At 62.5% G+C, this 21,116-nt stretch carries 22 protein-coding genes; 8 read left to right on the top strand and 14 right to left on the bottom strand.

What is annotated here, in order from left to right; all coding sequences use genetic code 11:
* A complete protein-coding gene (locus QRN54_RS09935) occupies positions 1-426 on the bottom strand; it encodes a DUF6314 family protein (RefSeq protein WP_042920992.1) in 426 nt (141 codons plus the stop codon).
* 110 nt (positions 427-536) lie between these two features.
* Between QRN54_RS09935 and QRN54_RS09930 the strand changes: the two genes are divergently transcribed.
* Positions 537-1,013: a MaoC/PaaZ C-terminal domain-containing protein gene (locus tag QRN54_RS09930; protein ID WP_285181901.1), complete on the top strand. Its 477-nt coding sequence runs from the start codon at positions 537-539 to the stop codon at positions 1,011-1,013.
* A 233-nt stretch (positions 1,014-1,246) separates the two neighbouring features.
* Positions 1,247-2,035, top strand: a complete 789-nt coding sequence (locus QRN54_RS09925) for a thioesterase family protein (RefSeq protein ID WP_285181900.1) — start codon at positions 1,247-1,249, stop codon at positions 2,033-2,035.
* Positions 2,036-2,046: 11 nt separating this feature from the next.
* Here the strand turns inward: QRN54_RS09925 and QRN54_RS09920 are convergent, their stop codons facing one another.
* Both QRN54_RS09920 and QRN54_RS09915 read right to left on the bottom strand, forming a co-directional pair.
* Entirely contained in the window at positions 2,047-3,717 is a 1,671-nt protein-coding gene (locus QRN54_RS09920; RefSeq protein ID WP_064074177.1) for an ABC transporter permease, read from the bottom strand.
* Complete coding sequence (locus tag QRN54_RS09915) at positions 3,714-4,649, bottom strand: ABC transporter ATP-binding protein (RefSeq protein ID WP_003942009.1); 936 nt, start codon at positions 4,647-4,649, stop codon at positions 3,714-3,716. The genes QRN54_RS09920 and QRN54_RS09915 overlap by 4 nt, the downstream gene beginning before the upstream one ends.
* A 68-nt stretch (positions 4,650-4,717) precedes the next feature.
* On the opposite strand from QRN54_RS09915, the gene QRN54_RS09910 reads away from it, so the two are divergent.
* Together QRN54_RS09910 and QRN54_RS09905 are read left to right on the top strand one after the other, a co-directional pair.
* Entirely contained in the window at positions 4,718-5,212 is a 495-nt protein-coding gene (locus tag QRN54_RS09910) for a GbsR/MarR family transcriptional regulator (RefSeq protein WP_007728322.1), read from the top strand.
* A gap of 83 nt (positions 5,213-5,295) precedes the next feature.
* On the top strand, positions 5,296-5,835 hold the full coding sequence (locus tag QRN54_RS09905; protein ID WP_064443509.1) for a hypothetical protein: 540 nt from the start codon (positions 5,296-5,298) through the stop codon (positions 5,833-5,835).
* On the opposite strand, the gene QRN54_RS09900 is transcribed toward QRN54_RS09905, so the two are convergent.
* The 3 genes from QRN54_RS09900 to QRN54_RS09890 are packed head-to-tail and all read right to left on the bottom strand — an operon-like array spanning position 5,832 to position 9,149.
* Positions 5,832-6,515, bottom strand: coding sequence for a MadR family response regulator transcription factor (locus QRN54_RS09900; protein WP_042453153.1), 684 nt, complete (start codon positions 6,513-6,515; stop codon positions 5,832-5,834). The genes QRN54_RS09905 and QRN54_RS09900 overlap by 4 nt on opposite strands.
* Positions 6,512-7,885, bottom strand: coding sequence for a MadS family sensor histidine kinase (locus QRN54_RS09895; RefSeq protein ID WP_003941844.1), 1,374 nt, complete (start codon positions 7,883-7,885; stop codon positions 6,512-6,514). The genes QRN54_RS09900 and QRN54_RS09895 overlap by 4 nt, the downstream gene beginning before the upstream one ends.
* Before the next feature lie 58 nt (positions 7,886-7,943).
* Positions 7,944-9,149, bottom strand: coding sequence for an iron-containing alcohol dehydrogenase (locus QRN54_RS09890; RefSeq protein WP_003942060.1), 1,206 nt, complete (start codon positions 9,147-9,149; stop codon positions 7,944-7,946).
* Between the two features lie 435 nt (positions 9,150-9,584).
* Between QRN54_RS09890 and QRN54_RS09885 the strand changes: the two genes are divergently transcribed.
* Positions 9,585-9,947: an RNHCP domain-containing protein gene (locus QRN54_RS09885; RefSeq protein ID WP_003941922.1), complete on the top strand. Its 363-nt coding sequence runs from the start codon at positions 9,585-9,587 to the stop codon at positions 9,945-9,947.
* An 11-nt stretch (positions 9,948-9,958) separates the two neighbouring features.
* On the top strand, positions 9,959-10,378 hold the full coding sequence (locus QRN54_RS09880) for an RNHCP domain-containing protein (RefSeq protein WP_054187804.1): 420 nt from the start codon (positions 9,959-9,961) through the stop codon (positions 10,376-10,378).
* On the opposite strand, the gene QRN54_RS09875 is transcribed toward QRN54_RS09880, so the two are convergent.
* The 4 genes from QRN54_RS09875 to mdo form a co-directional block, all read right to left on the bottom strand.
* Entirely contained in the window at positions 10,367-10,714 is a 348-nt protein-coding gene (locus QRN54_RS09875; protein WP_063314737.1) for a hypothetical protein, read from the bottom strand. The two genes, QRN54_RS09880 and QRN54_RS09875, sit on opposite strands and share 12 nt — an antisense overlap.
* A 56-nt stretch (positions 10,715-10,770) precedes the next feature.
* On the bottom strand, positions 10,771-12,294 hold the full coding sequence (gene madC / locus QRN54_RS09870; RefSeq protein WP_063314738.1) for a MadC family VWA domain-containing protein: 1,524 nt from the start codon (positions 12,292-12,294) through the stop codon (positions 10,771-10,773).
* Positions 12,291-13,373: a MadB family AAA-type ATPase gene (locus tag QRN54_RS09865; RefSeq protein WP_063314739.1), complete on the bottom strand. Its 1,083-nt coding sequence runs from the start codon at positions 13,371-13,373 to the stop codon at positions 12,291-12,293. The genes madC and QRN54_RS09865 overlap by 4 nt, the downstream gene beginning before the upstream one ends.
* Positions 13,374-13,459: 86 nt before the next feature.
* A complete protein-coding gene (gene mdo, locus QRN54_RS09860; protein ID WP_003942095.1) occupies positions 13,460-14,734 on the bottom strand; it encodes an NDMA-dependent methanol dehydrogenase in 1,275 nt (424 codons plus the stop codon).
* Between the two features lie 361 nt (positions 14,735-15,095).
* On the opposite strand from mdo, the gene QRN54_RS09855 reads away from it, so the two are divergent.
* Complete coding sequence (locus tag QRN54_RS09855; protein WP_003941851.1) at positions 15,096-16,151, top strand: ferredoxin--NADP reductase; 1,056 nt, start codon at positions 15,096-15,098, stop codon at positions 16,149-16,151.
* On the opposite strand, the gene QRN54_RS09850 is transcribed toward QRN54_RS09855, so the two are convergent.
* A complete protein-coding gene (locus tag QRN54_RS09850) occupies positions 16,123-17,439 on the bottom strand; it encodes a glycosyltransferase 87 family protein (RefSeq protein ID WP_285181899.1) in 1,317 nt (438 codons plus the stop codon). The two genes, QRN54_RS09855 and QRN54_RS09850, sit on opposite strands and share 29 nt — an antisense overlap.
* 38 nt (positions 17,440-17,477) lie before the next feature.
* Positions 17,478-18,215: a DNA alkylation repair protein gene (locus QRN54_RS09845; protein WP_063314741.1), complete on the bottom strand. Its 738-nt coding sequence runs from the start codon at positions 18,213-18,215 to the stop codon at positions 17,478-17,480.
* 361 nt (positions 18,216-18,576) lie between these two features.
* Here QRN54_RS09845 and QRN54_RS09840 point away from each other — a divergent pair, with 361 nt between their 5' ends.
* Positions 18,577-18,945: an SPW repeat domain-containing protein gene (locus QRN54_RS09840; RefSeq protein WP_003941901.1), complete on the top strand. Its 369-nt coding sequence runs from the start codon at positions 18,577-18,579 to the stop codon at positions 18,943-18,945.
* Between the two features lie 95 nt (positions 18,946-19,040).
* Here the strand turns inward: QRN54_RS09840 and QRN54_RS09835 are convergent, their stop codons facing one another.
* Positions 19,041-19,805: a glutamate racemase gene (locus QRN54_RS09835; RefSeq protein WP_003941981.1), complete on the bottom strand. Its 765-nt coding sequence runs from the start codon at positions 19,803-19,805 to the stop codon at positions 19,041-19,043.
* A gap of 42 nt (positions 19,806-19,847) precedes the next feature.
* Entirely contained in the window at positions 19,848-21,050 is a 1,203-nt protein-coding gene (locus tag QRN54_RS09830; RefSeq protein ID WP_172403507.1) for an NAD(P)/FAD-dependent oxidoreductase, read from the bottom strand.
* Positions 21,051-21,116: the final 66 nt, after the last annotated feature.

Genomic DNA, 21,116 nt, shown 5'->3' with positions numbered 1-21,116 from the left:
TCAGGGCCGGGTGAGATGCGTGGTCATCGTGTAGTCCTTGCTCGGCCCCGTCACGGTCCAGACGACAGTCCAGGTCGATCGATCTCCGGCAGTGACGTCGATTCGCCCGCGGTAGGTATCCGCACCGCACAGGTGCTCGACTTCCTCCCCCGGCGCCCAGTCGTGGAACTCTCTGCCGTCTTCGAATGTCACGGCCCACTCGAGGCCGCGCTCGGCAACGAACAGAGTTCGGAACACGGGTAATTCCAGGTCGCCGTCACGCAGCGTGCCGCTCTCGTACCAGCGCATCCGACCGTCACCGGCGTCGGAGATAGTGGTCTCGCCGAATACATGCTTGGTGGAACCAGAAAGGCGGTCGACGATGTCCCGCTCGAAGTGCCACTTTCCTACCAGCGCCCTCGGCTCGATTTTCGCGTCGTCGACCATGTGGCGATTCTAGTGACCCTGCATTGCCCGACGACACCGGAGACCGACTCGAACACACTGCGAGAGTATGTTCCGAGTACACCCGGAACACGCAGGAGATTTTCACAACCATGAACGATTCGGCCGCCCTTCACAAACGCGCAGTGTTCGCCGAGGATCTCGAGATCGGCCAAGTGATCCCATTGGGTTCGTATTCGGTGACCGAAGAGGAAATCGTCGAGTTCGCAACTCAGTGGGATCCCCAGTGGTTTCACGTCGACAAGGAAGCCGCCGAGTCCGGCGTCTTCGGCGGGTTGATCGCCAGCGGGCTGCACACCCTGTCGATCTGCCAGAAGTTGGTGGTCGCCAGTCTCTACGACCAGTGGAACGTGATCGCCGGGAAAACCATGCGCGACGTGAGCTTCCTCCGTCCACTTCGCCCCGGTGACACCCTGAGCGGAAAGGTCACCGTCGACAACGTCATGTTCGACAATCGCGCGCGAGGATTGGTGACCATCACAGCGAAATTGGTCGATGCACACGGCAATCGCGTTCTCGACGTGGTCACTGACGCCTACCTGCACTGCCGCTCGACTCGCGGACAGTGAATTATCGGTAAATTTCGCACCACACCGTCCGAATTGCCGTACTTTCAGTGACGTTGCGACGCAACAATACCCATCCCTGCAATCAGGAGTTCCTCACACATGAGCAGCCTCGGCGAGATCAATCCTCTCGGCATTCTTCAGATCCTCATCTACATGCTCTTCGGTGGGTCGTCCAGCACTCCCGAATAAACCCTAGCTTGCCATAGCCATAGTCAGCATCTAGGGTGCTGACTATGGCAATTACTAGTCAGGCATCAGTGGCGGCCGCTCCGTCGACCGACGCAGCGCGTCATCACACCGAATTCGACTCCAGTTGGCGGAGTTTCGACGGCATCCAGGGCGGACTCGCAATTGCACGGATGCTGCGGGTGGCGGTCGACGCGTCCGGAGCCGAACCGCTGGCAGTCACGGCGCATCTGGACCGCCCCGTTCCTCCTGGGCCGGCCGAGTTGACTGTCGGCGAGATGCGGGGCGGGCGGACCGTCAGTTGCCACGTCACGCTGACCGGTTCGGGATTCGCTCTCGTTCGGTTGGCCCGCGACATAGGAGCTACAACAATGTCCGCCCCTGTCGCCGAACCGGCTCCGGCCGACCCGTCAACCCTGCCGCCGCTGGAGATCCCGGTGGATTTTGTGCCGTTCGCCCAGCACCTCGACATCCGGCCGATCAATTCCGCGAGGCCGTTCGCCGGTGGCGACTCCCCTGAATTCGACGTCTGGATCCGCCTGCTCACAGACCTCGATTTCACGGCCCAAGAGCGTGCCGCGGTCCTTCTCGACGCGCTTCCGCCCGGACTGTTCGCGACACTGACGATGCCCGTGGCCATACCGACCATCGAGTTCACCGCGCATTTCACACCGGAGCACCTCACGGCAGATCCCCGAACGCTGTCACCGTGGTATCGCCTACGCCACGGGACTGCCTGGGCGACGGACACTCTCTGTGTTGACGAATCCGAACTATTCGACTCGACCGGACGACTTGCTGCTCGGGCTCGCCAGCTTCGTCGAATTCTTAGTTGAGTTCAGCTCTCCTACACCTGGAGGTCGCGAGCACGGAACGCAACAAGTGATGCTGTCGAAAGTGCTACTGCCACAACGATCATTGCCAGCAGTGGCAGAACTGTCACCGGCTCGGCAGGGGCACCCGGCACGTGAGTGTAGGGCGACAGATCCAGCACTACCTGCGGAAGCTTCAGCAACGTGCCGAGTTGCCCGAGCACGATGCATGCCGCCAAGATTCCCCAGGAGAGCGCCGACGCGTACGTCGGAAACAGTCCGAAAGCCAACGACACCAACCCCACGACTACGAGCACCGCAGGCAGATAGGCCAACGCGGCGCCAGTCATGCGAAGTGTGTTGCCGCCGATGTCGTCCGTGACGAGCCCGAAGGCAAAACCGGTGAAGGCACCCATCAAGACGTGCGCGAGGATCACGCCGCCCACAACCACACCCAGGTGGGAAAGCATCCACCTCCACCGCGACAAAGACGTTGCCAGCAACGGTTCGAGCCGTCCCGAAGTTTCCTCGCCCCGCATCCGGAGAAGACTCTGGACCGAGTACGCCGCGATGACTATCGACGTGAGCCCCAGAGCAGTGGCCAAGTAGGAATCCACCAGATCCGATCCGCCGCCGCCAAGTTTCGCGAACATCTCCGCGGTCTGCTGCGACGATCCCACCATCGCGTCGATCTCGTTGCCCACAGCGCCGTACGCGAACCCGAGTATGACAACGGCAAAGATCCACCAGAACATCGTCATTCGCTGCATGCGCCACGCCAGGCCCCAAGCCGACGGTAGCCACGATGCCGCGACTGGCGGGCCGGGTCGGGGCTGAACGAGTCCCGCTCCCTGATCGCGATGGCCGATGAGAACAAAAGCCACCACCACGTGCACAGCCGCGAATCCGATCAGCAACAACAGGATCCACCAGGCGTCGTCGTCGAAAGGTCTGATCTGTTGTGCCCATCCGATCGGCGAGAGCCACGACAACCAGCCACTGACCACGCGAGTTCCGTCGTCGACGACCGTACTGTTCACGTCGCCGATCGCGCGCAGCATGAACGCAACGCCGATCGCGGCACCCGCCAGGCCGTTGGCCGTACGAGCACCGTCGGTGATCTGCGCCGTCACGGCTGCCACTCCGGCAAACGCGATTCCGGTCCCACCTATCGAGGCGCCCAACGCGAACGAACCGACGACAGGCAAACCGACGGCGATCGATCCCAGTGCAATTCCCAGTGCAAGAACGACGTTCGCACCGACCGTTACGATCAGTGCGGAGGTCAGGAGCGCTCGTCGACCTACCACCGCTGCACCGATCATCTCGGCTCGGCCGGTCTCCTCGTTCTGTCGCGTATGGCGAACCACCGCAAGGGTGCTCATCAATGCGGCCACCAACGCGAACACGAGCACCGACTGACTGGCGACTATCGCGCCCTGCGAATCACCGGACACGATCCCGTTGGTCGCCAGCGCGACCGGCGATACCGCGGAACTGACTGCGATGTTTCGTAATTCCTCGGGTGTCGAGTACAGCCCGGTCACACTGGCGACAACCAGCAGCATGAACAAGACGATGGAGATAACCCACACGGAGAGCTGAATTCGGTCCCGCCGCAAAGCCAGCCGAACCAGTCGGCGTGTGCCGGTGAATTGACTTGCCGAGGCCGGTACCGGTGGAGCGGCCTCGACAACAACGGTCACGGCCGTACTCCGGTCTCGGCTCGCAGGTGTACCGAAGTCTCCCTGGCCCGTTCGTCACCGTAATGCCGCAAGAAAAGTTCTTCGAGAGTCGGCGGAGTGGAAGTGAGCGCCACGATTCCGAATCCGACCAAGTACGTCATGAGTGGTCCGAGTTGCGCGCTGTCGACTTCGCAGGTGACGTGGTTACCGTCGATCACCGCGTCGTGGACACCGCCGAGTCCGTCGAGTCCACCGATCGGACGCTGCGTCTCCGCCGCGACGGACGTGCGCGTGAGATGCCTGAGTTCGGACAGTGTTCCCTCTTCCACCGTCCGCCCGTCGCGGATGATGCTCACACGATCGCACAGCGCTTCGACCTCGGCGAGGATATGGCTCGACAGCAGTACCGTCTTTCCGGCGTGAGCCACCTCCTCGACGCAGTCCTGGAATACCGCCTCCATCAACGGGTCGAGCCCCGATGTGGGTTCGTCGAGGACGTAAAGGTCGACGTCGGACGAGAACGCGGCCACGAGTGCAACCTTCTGCCGGTTACCTTTCGAGTACGTACGCGCCTTCTTGGTCGGGTCCAATTCGAAGCGATCGAGCAACTCGCTGCGGCGTTTTCGGTCCAAGCCACCGCGCAGGCCCGCCAACAGATCGATAGCCTCACCGCCGGTGAGGTTGGGCCACAGATTCACGTCGCCAGGCACATAGGCGAGACGTCGATGCAAAGTAACAGCGTCTCGCCACGGATCGCCGCCGAGAACGGTTGCGTCTCCGGAGTCCGAGCGGAGCAGGCCGAGGAGCACCCGAATAGTGGTGGACTTTCCGGAACCGTTCGGCCCCAGGAATCCGTGCACTTCACCCGTCGAGACGTCGAGGTCGAGGCCGTCCAGCGCGCGGGTGGTACCGAAGGTCTTGACGAGGCTTTTCACTGAAATTGCCGCACCCATGAATTTGACCGTACGCCGATTTCACAAATGTGTGAAGATAGAAAAGACGGAAAGATCGAAGGGTTCCGATGACCGACACCAGCCACACCGTTGCACCGGACGAGAGCCGACACTATGTCGAGCGACTCTCACTCGTACTGAGCGACATGGGTTTTCCGCCGATGCCCGCCCGCGTCTGGGCCGCGTTGATGACCAGCGAGACACCCTCGTCCACGCCAGGAGATCTCGGATCTCGGTTGGGAGTGAGCCCCGCCGCCATTTCCGGAGCCGTCAGATACCTCCAGCAAGTCGGATTGATCGAGCGTGTGGCCGTCCCCGGATCGCGGCGTCAGCACTACTGCGTCAGCGTCGACATGTGGGCCGACGCGTTTGTCACGAAACAGTCCTCGCTCTACCAGGTCTCGGCAGTTGCGGACGAGGGCATACGAGTCCTCGGTGAAGGAACAACCGCCGGCGATCGTATGGCAGATCTGCGCGACTTCTTCGACTTCATGGCCGCGGAAATGCCGCGAATGCTCGCGGACTGGCGCTCCCGGCGAAAAGACCGGACACCTGGCAGGTAACTTCAGGTTTACCCGCAATTTCGGCGGGGTACCTCAATTCTCGTTCCAGCATGGTCAGGTGCGGTGTAATCGAGGAGTTGCTGATGAAGCTGTCGATCAGGGGCGCGAACACTTCACCGACTCCACCCTTCGCGCGTACCACTTCACCCGAAACCTGTGAACGATCGATTTCCCTGAATCGCACCGCCGCCGAGGCATTCGCCGGTGATCACCATGCACTGTCGAAACTACTGGCCCGGTTGCACCCTCGCGTCGTTCTCTACTATCGCGCCAGACTCCTCGGGACGCCCGTCGCGACATTCGCCGACGATCTCGCCCACCAATGCACCCTGGACGTCGTCACACGAATGTCCGACACGATCTCGGCCGACACACGCATCGAGACCTTCGCGTACGAGTTGGCCTCTCGACGAATTGCGTCAATTCCCCAGTCACGCAACATCGACGGACAATTCAAACGCCCGCGTCGCCTGACCGACGACCAACGTGAGGTTCTGGTACTACGAATCGCAGTGGGTCTGACTGCCGAGATGACCGCGTCGACTCTGCGCACAACTCGTTCGAGCGTGCTCCTCCTACAGCATCAAGCGCTGCGCGCCTGGACGGTCTCCGAGCAGAGCTAGATCAGACCTTGCTTACTCGCGGCATAGACGGCCTCTGCTCGACGGCTCACCTCGAGTTTGCGCATGATGTTGCTGACGTGAAACTTGACGGTGGTCGGTGAGATGAACAATCTCTCACCGATCTTGATGTTGGACAAGCCGTTTGCGAGGAGTCTGAGCACTTCGAGTTCGCGATCGGTCAATCGTTCTTTCGACGACGACTGCCCGTTGAGCGATCGCACGACAGCTGACGCGCTGCGCGAATCGAACGCACTCTCACCCCGCGAGACCGCCCTGATCGCACGCACCAATTCGGTGGTGTCGACGTCTTTGACGACATAGCCGCGAGCACCCGCGTGCACCGCTCGCACCACCAGTTGATCGTCGAGAAACGTGGTGAGAACCAACAGTCCGAGGCCGGGATGCGCCGAGGACAGCTGGCCACACAGGGTCAGTCCCTCGTAGTCCGAACTGGCGGAGAGTTTGAGATCCATCAGGACGATGTCCGGGCCGACCTTGTCGACCACGGCGAGTGCCTCGGCGAGGGACGACGCCTCCCCCACGATCTCGAGATCGCTTTCGCGCTCGAGAACCGAGCGGAGCCCTTGCCGCAGAATTGCATGGTCGTCGACCAGGACGATTCGAACCAATCCCAGAACCGGCGATGCTCCGCGGGTGATGACGGGACGCGCAGTAGTCATGATTCCTCGCTCTCGATTTCAGTGGTGGAGCAAAGGTTTTCCATGCCCGAGTCGAACGGCAGTGGTAGTCGCACGAGAATCTGAATCCCACCGATCCGCGCGCGCCGTACTTCGAGCGCACCACCCAACTCGAGTGTTCGCGCCTGCATGTTCGCGAGACCGCGATGGCGGCCGTCGACGTCGTTGGTGGCTGCGAGTTTGAGGATCAGACGCATTCGCGCAGGGTCGCCGTCACCGTCGTCGGAGACCGACAGCAACACGGAGTCCGCCCGATAGGTCAGACGAAGCACCGCCCGATTCGCGTGAGCATGGACCGCTGCATTGAAGAGCGCTTCCCCCGCGATCCGGAGAAGAGCGTGTTCGGCATCGCCCGGAAGTTCGGTCGGGGTACCGCCGACGCGAACGCTCACCGCCAACTCGTCCGGCATGTGAACCACGCCGAGCTGCTCGAGCATCTCGGGCAACGACGTCCGGTCCGCGTCCGACGAATGATTGAGCGCGTAGATCGCCGAACGAAGCTGCTCGACCGCCCTCCTGGTCAAATCCTTTGCCAAGTCCAGTCTTTCACTGCGTTCAGCCTCCGGGATGTCACTCCGGCAGACCTCGATCTGCATGCCGGCCGACAACACCGCCTGTGTCACACTGTCGTGCAGTTCGCGGGCGATCCGGTGACGTTCGTCGTCGACCACTTGGTGCCGGTGCGCCACTCCGAGTTGACGCTGAGTGGACTCCAATTCGCTGTTGCGCACCGCAAGGTCGGCTGCAGTACGATTGGCCTCCGCATACGCATCTTCGGCACGCTCGAGCAGTAGTTGTCCGCGCTGATAGAGCGCCGAATTCTGCAGAGCCACAGCAGTCTGGCTGGCCAGAATGCTGAGCACGGCTCCGTCCGTCGTGTCGAGGGTTCGGTTGGCCGGCGTCCAGGCCGCAAAGGCACCTACCACGCCGCCACCGAGCACGATCGGCACAAACGCGTAGTGCGCGTCGATCACCGAGTTGGATTCGATTCTTCCGTACCGGATGTCGTCGAGGCATTCGACGACATCCTCCGGAAGTGGCGGCCCCTCGACGTTGTCGACCAGAAAAGGGGTGGCGTCCGGGCCGAGAACCAGTCGCCGTGGTCCGGCGTCGGGCAAAGTTCCGTCAGCCAAGGCGAAGACTATCCAGTTGGCACTCAGATGCGCACGGGCAGCTTCCGCGACCGCGCAGACGAGGGTTTCCGGCCCCTCGACGGTGCGCACCAAAGCCCGCGAGATCAACTCCAAGGCATGCACGACGCGTTCGAGGCGCTCGGCCGCACCGCGATACTGCGGGTAGAACGAACTCTTACCCGATCGTAATCCGGTGAGCCGGGACAGGTCCGCGGTCATCGCCTGCACCAATTCACAGCGGCCCTCTTCACAGCGTCCATCTTCACAGCGTCCATCTTCACAAGGCACCTCGGAACAACGCCACCATCTGTTCCTGCGTCGCTTCCCTGGGATTGGTGGACATGCAGGCGTCGAGTAACGCGAAGCTGGCAAGTCGACTGAGGTCTTCCTCTCGAACACCCAACTCCCCCAGCCCCTTCGGCACACCGACCTCCCGGGCGAGACGTTCGACACGGTCGGCCACCGCCAGCGCTGCTTCCTCCGGGGTGCCGCGCTGCTCGGGAAGACTCAGTGCCGCAGCGATGGCGACAAAGGGGGCGGCGTCCGTGGTGGAATTGAACCGGATGACGTGGGGCAAGAGAATTCCGTTGATGACGCCGTGCGGAAGGTCGAGCATGCCGCCCACCTGATGGCTCATGGCGTGCGCGGCTCCGAGTATCGCGTTGGTGAACGCCAACCCGGCCTCGAGGCTCGCCTGCGCCATCACCGATCGAGCTTCCATCTCCATCGGGTCCTGGATCGTGTGCACCAGATTCTCGGTCACGAGGCCGACAGCGCGGAGCGCGTGATGATCGGTCAACGGATTGTGCGCCAGTGAGACGAAGGCTTCGATTCCGTGCGTCAGTGCGTCCAATCCTGTTGCCGCATTGAGCCACTCGGGCATCGTCGTGAGCAACCGCGGATCGATGACCGTCACATCTGGAACCAGCGCCCGGCCGATGATGGTGATCTTGGTGCCGCGGGTCGTGTCCGTGACGATGCAGAACTGCGACACGTCCGCGCCCGTGCCGGACGTGGTGGGAACCATCACCAACGGCGGGATCGGTTTGGTCGCCTGATCTACCCCCTCGTAGTCGAGTATGTTGCCACCGTTGGCAGCGAGGACGGCTACACCTTTAGCCGCGTCGATGACCGAACCGCCGCCGAGCGCGATGATGACGTCACACTCGCCTTCCTGGTACACCTCGAAACCGGCCGCGATCTCGAAGTCCTTGGGATTGGGCGTCAGCCCTGACCACACCGTCGCCGTCAATCCCTGCTCCGTGAGATGGTCTTCGAGTTCGCTGACCCACCCCGCGTCGATCAGACCGGGATCGGTGACCAGGAATGGCCGGAACCCGCCGAACCTCAGAGTCGCGTGTGCTGCCTCGACCAGGGAACCGATACCGAAGACGATCTCGGGGGCGTGAAATTTGACCAGTCGAGCAGCAGTGCCGCGGCGATGAACACCGTGGTTCACAGCATCCGGGTATGCCACGGACACGACCCCACTCTCCTCTCGCTGCTCTGAGATCTCCGGTCGGGATTTCGCATCCGTCGCTCTCAGCGCATCAACTCCCACGTGCACAAACTGGTGTGATCCACCTTACAATCGCTGGCCCCGAGCCTACGCGGACAGCAGTCGGGGCACACCCACCGAAGGAGAGGCGCTTACCTACCCGTTCGGGCAGGTAAGGCGTCTCGGGAAAATGAATGGCGCGGCGAGAAGGTCCCGCTGTACTTTCGGTTGCGGCCAGAGTGGCCCGTAGAACCGATTCAGAAGGTGTTTATGACCCAGCCCGCGCCGAGCGCGCCTCCCGCCCCTGCACTGCCGGCAACCTCGAGGGTCACATGCTGATCCTCGAAACGTCGGACTGACAGCCGCGAGGCCCCCTCGGCCTGCTCCTACTGCTTTGTTCACTCAGCTAGGAGTTCTCCAGTGCCTCAATCACACAATTCCATCTCGAAAACCGACACCTTCTCGTGCATTCAGTGCGGACTCACAGTCATGACCTACGGCCCCGATGGTGATCGCCGAAACCACTGCCCCAGTTGCCTGCATTCCCGACACCTGTTCGACCAGGTGGAAGGTGGACCGTCGGACTGCGGAATGCGGATGGCTCCCATTTCGATCGCAGTACTGCGCAGTGGCGATTGGATGATCATCCACCGCTGCGCACAGTGCCTCGAGCTCACCTCCAACCCCGTCAGCCGAGACGACAACCAGTTGTTGTTGATGAGAATGGCAGTGCGACCGCTCGCGCAACCGCCCTTCCCGCTCGAAGCCTTCGGCGACTTGTGAGGGGGAATCAGATGCCACGTAGGAATCCCAGCACCCGCGCGCGGCGGGCACCGCAACGGGCCAAGCACGTACTGCACGGAATCGGCGGAGAACAAGGATCGAGCTTCCGTTGTCTCACATGCCGTTTGGACATCTCCACTGCGGCGCCGGGTACCGCTCATCGGAACCACTGCCCGAACTGTCTGGCCAGCCGCCACGTGGACGGTCGCGTTCCGGGCGACCGAGCACAACAGTGCCGAGGTGCCATGGCGGCGCTGTGCCTGTCGGTCCGTCAAGACGGTGAATGGATGCTCGTTCACCAGTGTGTCGAGTGCAATACGTTGAAAGTCAACAGGATTGCCGGCGACGACAACGTCTTGGTCCTGCTGCGCTTGGCGCTACGTCCGTTGGCAGACCCCCGCCTGCGCTCGCGCGCGTTGCTAGCGCTCTGATGATTCGTCCGGTGTACTCGCGCGGTTCTGCGCACGATTACACCGGACGAAGACCACGAACACGATCCCGGCGAGCACGCCGACCACCGTCGGTCCGAGGACCAGTCCCGAGTACAACCACGGGGCAGGTTCTGCCGGAAAGAGGTCCATGAATATGGGTCCGGTGTATGTCGGTTCGGAAAACGGCTCCCGATAAGATCCTCCGGTGAGAATGTGCGGTGACGCCAACGACTTCCACCACCACTGAAACACGCCGAGCGCCACAACCCCACACACGGCGCCGAGCACTGTCAGCGCCGCGATCGGTCGCCAGATCGATCCCCTGATTTCGGACATGAGATCAAACTAGTTCACGACAGATCGCGCAGTGACATCGGTGAAGTGCACTGACATCAGCGAAGTGCGTGCCCCAGCTCGGCGGCCTTTGCCATCAGTTGCGCGGCATCTCGGGCAACAACAACCTCGTCGCAGATCTCCGAATACTCCGGCATCGCGCACGATGCCTGGTTCCAGTAACGCTGTGGTTCAGGCGTGATCCAGGCCAGACGGTGGACCTTTCGGCGGAGTTCCTCGAGCTTGTCCGCCTGCGGGGGCAACCCGTTGCACCGACCGTCGCCCACGATGATGACAGACGTCCGTGAGTTCAAGGTGTTTCCGTGCTCGTCCAACAATTCTGTGAGCACCCGCCCGTAATCGCTGCTGGCTTCCAGATCCAGACCCGGGTGCGCGAGTACCGCGGCCAGTGCGCCGTCACCACTACTGGCGAGAAGGGTGTCGGTCACGTCGACCGGACGATCGACGAAGGCGAGGACTTCACAACGATCTGCTCGGCGATGCATTGCCTGAGCCAAGCGCAGAGTGAACGCGGTGATGGGGCGCACGGACAGCGACACGTCGGCGATGAGAAGTAGTCGAACACGATCGGGGCGAGGAGCTTTCACGACGAGATGGAAGGGTATCCCGTCGGTGCGCAGGCTCGAACGCACCGTGCGCCGCATGTCGAGATGCCCACGAGAGCGCTCACGGGGCCGCGGTCTGGACGGTCCTCTCATCCGCCGAAGCACTTCGTGGCACGCGAGTTCGATGTCGTTGTGCGTTGCGCCCGCGGCAGATTCACTGTCGGGCGCATCGGGAGCGGTTTCGGCGAGTGCAGCTGCCGAGAGTGCTTGCACGAACGCTTCGACCGCCTCGACGAGCCGGTTCAATTGTGCTTGCGTCAACGGCCCGTCGTCGGAGACATCTGCATACGCTTTGCTCGGGTCGTAGGCATCCAACCAGGCGAGGATCGACGTCGGATCGTCCCAGGACAGCGAGCCGACCACTGCTGCAGCAACACTGGTGCTCAGGTCACCGACCACCGCCGATGCTGCACGGTCCACGTCGACCGTGTAACTGACTCCGCGTCGACCGGTCTCCGAACCGGTATCGACCGACAGTTCGGCATCGCTCGACGTCATCGACACATCGTCGTCGTCCTTGTGCGGGTTGAAGCCCTTCTCCGCTTCCGGAGTGTCGAAGTAGTCGCCGACCTCGGCCGCACGCTCGTTGTACTCGGCGTACCGACCAACTTCTTGATCCTCGTCGATCCCCAGCGCGGTGGGCAGACCGTCCGCCACCTCGGCGCGCGAACCCATCCGCTCGCCGTGCGCTTTGCCTGCGGCCGGCCGGAACAGCGCGTCGAACGCCCGATCGAAACCGGCCTGCTCGTAAGAGTACTTGGCGCACACTGCCCGAAGACATGCTCGCAACGTCTCACGATCCGAAGCGCCGACCATCGCGAGAACACGCCGAACCTCGATGACCTCGGCCGGTGACGCGGAAACTCCGGCCGCCCTCAGCAATCGGCCGAAACTCGCGGACACCACGTCGAGAACAAACGACGGTTGCCACACGGCAAGGCCACCGAGCGTCGTCATCGCGTCGAACGGATTCCGCTGCCGCCGCGGATTCCCTGTTGATGAGGGTCACGTCCACCCGTGCCCCGGAACACGGCCGTCGTCGTGTTGGCGGGTTTGCTTGCCACCGTGGACCGCTCGATCGGCTCGCCGCCGTCACGCGACGGTGATTCGAGACGCTTTCCGTCGAATCGTTCCTTGGCCAGCGTCACATCGGACGAGTACTTGAGCAACGCCGTGAGCAGGATGTCGCGCACCTTGGCGTCGGAAGCGGTGTCGAATCCGCCGGCCGCGAGCACTGTTGCCGCTCTGGCCGCGTCGATGACCTCCGAGATGGACGGGCTCTTGCGCAGCGGGAGATCACGCAAGATGCGAGCCAATTCGACAACCTCGGTGGCCGTAGCCGAATCCACCTCCGGCGCTCGGGCCGTGACGATCTCGCGTTCACGCTCCGATGTCGGATAGCCGAGATGGTAATGCAGACAACGACGCTTGAGTGCGGGTGAGAGCTCGCGGGTGTCGTTGGACGTCAGGATGACCCAGGGCTGCGAGCGGGCAACGAACGTACCGACCTCGGGAATGGTGATCTGCTGTTCGGCGAGAATTTCGAGGAGCAGTGCTTCCATCGATTCCTCGGTGCGGTCTACCTCGTCGACCAGAAGCACTACCGGATCGGGTGAGAGGATTGCTTCGAGCAGCGGTCGTACGGACAGGAAGTTCTCGGAGTACAAACCGAAATCCTGATCGGCCAGAAACTTGGACGCTTCGGCGACGCTGTCGAATTCGGAAACCTGATCGCTGATCCGGTCGCGGAGCATCTGCACGTGCAGGAGTTGCTTCGCGTAGTCCCATTCGTACAGGGCGCGATTGTCGTCCAGCCCTTCGTAGCACTGCAATCGCACCAGTTTGCGGCCCCCGATCGCAGCCAGAGACTTCGCCAGTTCCGTCTTGCCGACACCGGCCGGACCTTCGAGCAGGAGCGGACGCCCCAACGCCGTCGCCAGATGAACGACTACCGCGAACTCGTCATCGGCAATGTAGTCCTGCTCTCGCAGAGCATCTTTCACTTCGATTCCGCTGGAGAAACTGCGACCGGACATGGAATACCTTTCGATAGGGGCACAGCCCATGTGCGCCTTTTTGGTAGTGCGGGCTACCAAAAAGGCGCACGGGGCCGAAGGCCCTGCTAGAAGTACGACTTGTTGATCGCGTGATCGACAACCGGGATCATCGACTCCACGGTGACCTCACGGGGATTGCCCGGGGTGCACCAGTCGTCCTGAATGTGCTCGGAGATGGCGCGCACAGTCTTCTCGTCACCCTTGATGACATCACCACGGCCCTCGTACTTCTTGGTGTTCATCTGGTTCTTCGCGTACGAGTCGGTGCGAACCTGACCGAAGTTGTCGGGGATACCGACGTCCTTGGCCAGACGGATGGCAGCCTCGACGGCAGCATCTGCGGCCTGAACCGTGGTGAGGTTGCGAGTGTCGACACCGAGTGCGCCGGCCAACTGGGCGTAGCGCTCGTAGCGCGAAGGCAGGTTGTACTCCCACACACGCGGCAACGCGATTGCGTTGTTCAGACCGTGGTGGCTGTCGAAGAAGGCACTGACCGCGTGCGAGATCGAGTGAACGATGCCGAGGCCACCGGAGTTGAAGGCCTGCCCGGCAATGTACTGCGCGTTCATCATTCCCTCGCGGGCCTTGAGGTTGCGCGGCTCGAAGACGGCCTCGCGCAGGTTCTTCGCGACCAACTCGACCGAGTAGATCGCGTTACCGAGCGAAGGCGCGAAATCGAGACGAGACACGAAAGGCTCACTGCCGTGCGCGAGTACGTCGAAGCCGCAGTACGCGGTGAAATGCTGAGGGCAGGTGTAGTAGAGCAGCGGATCGTCGATCGCCAGGGTGACGATGGTCGCCTCGTCGAAGCCCACCCACTTGTGTGGGTTGTTCATGTCCGACGTGTCGGTGATGACGTACGCCCACGACGTCTCGGAACCCGTTCCGGCCGTGGTGGATACGGCGATATGGGGCGGGTTCTCCTTGTTGGTGGACTTGGCGAAGCCCTCGAACTCGTTGATGTTGCGACCGTCGTGTGCGATCACGACGCGAGCGCCCTTGGCGGCGTCGTGGCTCGAACCACCGCCGATCGAGATGATCGAGTCGCACTTCTCCTTCTGGTAGAGAGCCGCGGCCTCCATGACGTTGTAGTCCTTGGGATTCGACTCGACCTTGTCGTAGAGCACGACCTCGACACCCTGGTACTCGATCTTGCCGACGAGTTCCTCGATGATGCCCGAACCGCGCAGACCGGTCGTCATCAGAAGGGTGCGCTTGAAGCCGAGGTTCTTGGCCTCCACCCCGATGATGTCGTGAGCGCCCACACCCATCAGGGCGCGAGGGAAGGGGTGGAACTCCTTGATGGGAAAGTCCCAGATCTGGTTGAGCTCGATAGCCATCGGTATCTCCTCAGGGATGTGCACGAATGTGACTGCGGGAGGGATTCGAGCCGAATCTTTGTGACCGGCGTCTCACCTGGTTCCCACTGTGTACCGACAAACAGCCCGTGCACAGACTTCGGCAGCTCAACCGCCCGGACGCCGCTCACGAACCGCCCGTTCGGGCAGGTCGACGCCACCCCGGACTGCCAGGACGGCTGGATCAGACCGCCGTGGTTCCCGCTGATCGGGAACGTGTTGCTCGGCGACTACGATCCCCAGTAGCTTTTCATCACTGCTAACATTGAACTAGAACACGTTCTAGATGTTGCACTTCACTGACCTGCGCTTTACCCAGCTTCACGAGAGGACTAGCTTCGCGATGACGACAGTCGAGGTACCGCACAGCTCGCGATCGGCGGTACTCACCGTGTCCGGAGTCATCGAAGAGACTTCCGACGCCCGGTCGCTGGTGTTCGAGATTCCCGCAGAACTGAAGGACAAGTTCGACTACAAGCCAGGTCAATTCCTGACCCTGCGCATCCCGAGTGATCAGACCGGCTCGGTCGCACGCTGCTACTCGCTGGCCAGTTCACCCTTCACCGACGACGCCCCCAAGGTGACCGTCAAGCGAACCGTCGACGGCTACGGCTCCAACTGGTTGTGCGACAAGCTCCAGGTCGGCGACACCATCGAAGTGCTGCCGCCGTCAGGTGTCTTCACGCCCAAGTCGCTCGATCACGACTTCCTGCTCTTCGGTGCAGGCAGCGGTATCACTCCGGTGATCTCGATCCTCAAGTCCGCCCTCACGCAGGGCAGCGGCAACGTCGTGCTGATCTACGCGAACCGCGACGAGAAGTCCGTCATCTTCGGCGCCGAACTTCGCGAATTGGCAGCGCAACACCCCGGCCGCCTCACCGTTGTCCACTGGATCGAAACCGTGCAGGGACTCCCCGCCGTCTCACAGTTGGCGACACTGGCCAAGCCATTTGTCGCGTACGAGGCCTTCATGTGCGGTCCAGGCCCCTTCATGGACGCCGTCCACAAGGCACTGGCAGAGGCCGGCATGCCCCGCACGCAGGTTCACGCCGAGGTCTTCAATTCACTCGCGGGTGACCCGTTCCGTGACGTCGAGGTAGCCGAGGTCTCCGACGAGGAAGCAGCCGACGCCGCAACCGTCGAGGTCGAACTGGACGGTGAAACCCACACCCTCGTCTGGCCGCGCAAGCAGACGCTCGTCGACATCATGCTCGCCAAGGGCCTCGACGTGCCGTACTCCTGCCAGGAAGGCGAGTGCGGGTCGTGTGCCTGCACCGTCACCGAAGGCGAAGTTCAGATGGACAACTCCGAAATCCTCGACGCCGAGGACGTGGCGAACGGCTACATCCTCGGTTGCCAGGCGAAGCCGATCACCGATCACCTGAAGATCGAGTTCTGAACCCTGCCTCGATGCATGACGGCCCCTGATTCCCTGCGGAATCGGGGGCTTTGTCATGTTCGGAGTCTCCCGAGTCATCTTCCGAGTCCCGCCGCGAAACCCACACCGGCGCCGTTGTGGGCAACCGCCACAGCGCAAGAATCAGTGCGAGGGTCACGATCAGGAAACCCTCACGAAGGAGCAACCCGAACGGCAGCAGGAGCGGCAACGTCTCGATGAACTGCTGTCCCATACTCGGCCCGCAGTAGACGATGGCCAACCCCAGAGCGGCCGCACCGAACTGCAGCGGCGATCGAAGCCGAAAGAGAACCGTGACGGCAGCAGGCACGAGATACACCCAGTGGTGAATCCAGCTGATCGGCGAAAGAATCGGCGCGCTCAATCCGATCACCAACGCCGCATCGACCGCTCGCCCGACGCGATAGACATCTCGGGCGATCCATAGCGCTACCCCCGCGCACAGCACGGTCGACGGCATCGCCAGAGACGCTGTCCATGGGCCCAGCGCGGCAAGTCCGCCCTGCAGCGAACTGTTGCCGGCACTCGCGATCGCCTGCCCGCTCAAATCCACCCGGTCGCTGAGGTTCCAGACGACGTCCGACCAGAAGGTCCAGCTGACGGCCGGGTCCACCACTGCTGCGACGGCGGTCGCCGCGGCAAATCCGATCGAACTCCAGATCGCGAGTCGCCACTGCTTCGTGACGACGAAGTAGACGATGAAGAGAGCCGGAGTCAGCTTGATCGCGGCCGCGACGCCAATCAGCAGTCCTCGCGGAAACCACCGGCCGAATCTCGAATCCTCTCGGCGAGTCACGTCGAGCAGTACGAGCACCATCAGCACCAAGTTCACCTGGCCGAATGAGATGTGCGCACTGACGATGGGCGTCACCGACACGGCCAGGACCAATGCCGCCATGACGAGCGGCCGCTTGGGGACGCGAGCGGGAGTGAACCTCGCAACCGTCCACACCAACGCCGCGATGCACAATCCCGACCACAGCAGATAGGCAGTCCACCAGTCGAAGAGGACAGTCGGCCAGAGGAAGATCACCGCGAATGGGGTGTAGGTGAACGGCATACCCTCTTCGACGATCAACGGGCCGGACAGATTGCCCTCGTAGATGTTCGATCCCGCTGCGAACGCCTGGGCAGCGTAGCGGTAGACGAGAAAATCAACGGGTTCGACGGCTCGAACGGAGTACACGAGATAACACAGAGCTGCGACGCCGGCAGCGATCAGTGAACCGATCGTCACAATTCGAGACGCCTCGACACGGGTGGCGGGCATACCGAGAATCGTCCCACAACCTACCGAGCGGTACTTCGCTAGCGGGCCGCCCGGAAGTGCGCTCGCTCGTCTGCGGTCAGGTGTTCGCACGCGTAGCTCAGTGCCGTGCGTCCCATGTCTGCTGCATTCTTCGCGAGGAAACCGGTCAACAAATCCCGGTCCACCCGCTTGCCCACCTCGCGGAGCATCCAGCCCATCGCTTTCTGGGTCAGGTCTCGTCGATCACCCAGCACCCGCGCGGCAAGCTCGAGCGTGGTCGACCCGTCGCCGCGAGTGATGAATCCGTAAGTCGTCAGCAGCGCCACCCGTCGTCGCCACAGGTCACCCGAATCGGAAAGCTCGAAGATCAGCCGGCGATCTCGGTCGTACAGCCAGCCGCCGAGGATCTGTCCGGCGGACGAATCCACGAGATCCCAATTGTTCACCCGCCCGTCCTCGACAGCGCTGAGATAGAAGTCGGCGATGCGGGAGCGACTCTCGTCGTCGAAAAATTTTGGGCGACTGACCTTTTCGAATCGAGCAACAAGGATCAACAGACCGGCCAAGCGATGCTCGTGGACGTCGCTGTCGAGAAGGAGGCGTACCTGAGACAACTCGAGACCGACATGCTTCTTCACCACCGAACGCGTCTTCGGTACTCGCACGCCGATGAAGACGTCACCCTCGCCGTACTCCCCCGGCGCTGTCTTGAAGAACTTCTGTAGCTGGACGGCATCCGCGGGATCCGCGAGGTCGGCCAACTGTTCGATCACGTCCTGGGCACTCGATTGCGTCACCCCAGAACCTTCTCACGGGTCGTCTGTGCGGACTCTTCGATTCTCTCAGCGTCCTCACACCGTGTGCCCTGCTCGGCCACAGGTCGGCAGACGACACTCGAGGACAGTCAGTGAAAGGACCACCCATGATCACCGCCGCTATCGCATTCACCACTCTCACCCTCATGGCACTCTCGGGACATATCGCGGCCAGCGCTCCGCGCGGGCTCGTGGCAATCCGGACGAATAGTCACAAATCTTGATATTCGAGCCTCCACATCGCCTCTAACTGCAACGCGAATGCAATTGGCGGAGAGTTGATCTCGATCTGCCGCGGGCGTGTACTACAGGTGGACACACTCTCGTCTTTGGAGGTCTCGTCATGAAGTCGTGGAATCGAATGCAAGATGCCGTCGCGGTGGTTCTCGGCGTCTTTGCGGCTCTCTCGCCGATGTGGCTCGACACCACCGATCGGGCAATGTGGTCACTCGTCGTCCTGGGTGTCCTGGTTGCACTGTCGGGTCTGGCGCACATGGCACGTCCGGACATGGCCATGGCGGATTACGCGATGGGCGTTTTCGGCGTCTTGATGTTCATTTCACCCTGGGTCATGAGCTTCGACGCTCTACGCGGTGCGTCGTGGACGGCCTGGGTGGTCGGGGTCCTGACCGTTGTGGTCGCGGTGAGTGCGATGCCGGTGATGAGTGCGCGGATGCATCACGGGGGTCACGGCGGCGTAGCCGCACATTGACGGAGCGGAGTAGCCGCCCATTGACAGAGCGGAGTAGCCGCCCATTGACGGAGCGGAGAAGCTGCCCATTGATGAATGGCTGGCTGCAGGCTGGATCAGGCTTTGATCGCGCCCAACAACCGCCCGGCGTCGAAGGCTTCGGCGCTGGGCGGTAGCGCGCCCGGACGTCCACTCACGAAAACCTCGACGGTTCCCGATCCTTCACCCGCGTCACCGAGCCCGTCGATCCGCCGCAGGGTCTGTCGTGCAACGGCTTCGGCACTGTCGAAGAGTGTGACGCCGGCGGGTAGCCGCGCTGCGATTTCGTCCGCGAGCAGTGGGTAGTGCGTGCAGCCGAGGACAACGCCGTTGACGTCGTCCGGCGTCCGGGCCACTGCGGATTCGATGGCTGCAAGTGCGGCTGCACGATCACCGAGGTCTATCGAATCGGCCAGGCCGTGGCACGGCACCCCGACGACCTTGGCGCCGTTGCCGAACTGTTCGATCAGATCGGCTTGGTACCGGCTGGCAGTCGTCGCGGCGGTAGCCCAGATCGCCACTGAATCGCACGCGGCGGCCGCGGGCTTGATCGCGGGCACCGTTCCGATGACCGGCACACCCGGTCCGACCAGTTCGCGGACGTGTGGGAGAGCGGTGACGCTCGCGGTATTGCATGGAAGAACGATGACCTGAGCCCCACGATCGAGGCTCCGCCGCACCGCACCGAGTACCCGGTCGACGACCCACGGCTCGGGCTTGGGCCCCCAGGGGGCGCCGTCCGGATCGAGGGACAGCACAAGATCGAGATCCGGGCGCAGGCGTCTGAGCCACGCAGAGGTAGGGAGCAGGCCCAGTCCCGAGTCGATGAGTGCAACGATCACCGCACAAATCTATCGTCTCGGTACCGGTCCTGCCTCATCCGTTCAGGCCGGTGTGGACTCCAACACGTCCGAGATGGGCGTGCCGGCTGCGATCTTCGCGCGCATCTTCATCACAGCTCCCGCGCTACCGCCGCCGACGACAGCTGCCAGCACACCGTCGCGCTCGTAGTATGCGACGAACTTTCGGCCGTCGTCCTTCACGATGTGAACGGTGTCCGTGGGTGCGACGGTCCCCAATGCCTGGATCTTGACGTCGTACTGATCGCTCCAGAAGTACGGAACCTGCGCCGGCGCATCCGGATCACCCGTTCCGGTGATCGCTCCCGCCAGGATCTTGGCCTGGTCCCCAGCATTGGTCCAGTGTTCGACACGCTTGCGTCGATCTCCGATCTGCCAGGACGCGACGTCGCCGACCGCCCAGACGTGTTCGGTGCTGGTGCGGCCGACGCCGTCGCAGAGCACTCCGTTGTCGAGTTCGATCCCCGAACCGTCGAGCCATCCCGTGACCGGCACCGAACCGACTCCGATCGCGACCACGTCGACCGGGATTTCCGAACCGTCGCTCAAGGTCGCAGCGGCAACCGCTCCGTCGCCGGACAGCGAGGTCAAGCCCGTACCGACTCGGACGTCGATGCCCTCGTTCCGATGCAGACGTTCGACGAGGGCGCCGACGGTGGGGCCGAGCACCGACGCCAGCGGCGTCGGCTGTGGTTCGAGCAACACGACGTCGACGCCGTGAGACTTCATGCTCGCGGCCAGTTCGCAGCCGATGAAGCCGGCCCCGACGATCAGCGCACGCTTACCGGGAGCAAGGTCGGCGCGGAGGGCCAACGCTTCCTCGATGGAGCGCAGAACGTGCACTCCGGACAACTCCGGAAGGCCGGCGATGCGACGCGGAGTCAGTCCGGTCGCGATGACCAACTCGTCGTAGTCCAGGGTGGATCCGTCGGCGAACGCCACCGACTTGGCGACCGTGTCCACCGAGGTTGCCGGCGAACCGAGCTTGAGATCGACCTTGTTCTCGACGTAGAACTCGGCCGGACGCAAGGTCGTCTCGTCCTTGTCGCCGCGGATCACTTCCTTCGACAACGGAGGCCTGTCGTAGGGCAGATGCGTTTCTCCACCCGCGAGCGTCAATTCACCTTCGAAACCCGCTCGTCGCAGTTCCTCGACGGTCCGCAGTCCCGACAAACCCGCACCCACGATCACTATCCGTGCCACCACGTACCACCCTGTCCGACCCATGTCACTTGCAGCGCTCACTATGAACGCCGTCACTATTTGCCTCCGACTCTGCCATACCAAATGCCG

The organism is Rhodococcus sp. MEB032, assembly GCF_030208925.1.
GTDB lineage: Bacteria > Actinomycetota > Actinomycetes > Mycobacteriales > Mycobacteriaceae > Rhodococcus_F > Rhodococcus_F qingshengii.
The sequence above is the reverse complement of the archived record's forward strand: the minus strand, read 5'-3'. Positions and strand labels throughout refer to the sequence as shown.